This is a genomic window from Staphylococcus pasteuri (assembly GCF_030547725.1).
Taxonomy (GTDB): domain Bacteria; phylum Bacillota; class Bacilli; order Staphylococcales; family Staphylococcaceae; genus Staphylococcus; species Staphylococcus pasteuri.
In genome coordinates this window covers 1-246 of record NZ_JAUOQO010000742.1, presented here as the reverse complement: position 1 = coordinate 246, position 246 = coordinate 1, and the positions used below count along the sequence as shown (strand labels likewise).

General features: G+C 35.0%; 1 pseudogene. It reads left to right on the top strand.

From position 1 onward, the window contains the following. Positions 1-199 (top strand): annotated as a pseudogene (locus Q4528_RS15345) (glucose-1-phosphate thymidylyltransferase); the annotation flags it as partial. Positions 200-246: the final 47 nt, after the last annotated feature.

Genomic DNA, 246 nt, shown 5'->3' with positions numbered 1-246 from the left:
CGACAGCTTGCTAGAAGCTTCCCAATATGTACAAACAATTGAGCACCGACAAGGCTTAAAAGTCGCATGCTTAGAAGAAATTGCCTGGCGCCAAGGCTGGATTAATGATCAACAATTAAAGAAAAGTGGCGAAGCATTGCAAAAAATAGCTTACGGTGAATATCTTCTTGGATTACTTAATGAATCCAAGAAACAGTAAATAAAAAAGCTAATAGTATTAAGTGAAATTTTTACTGATATATATTC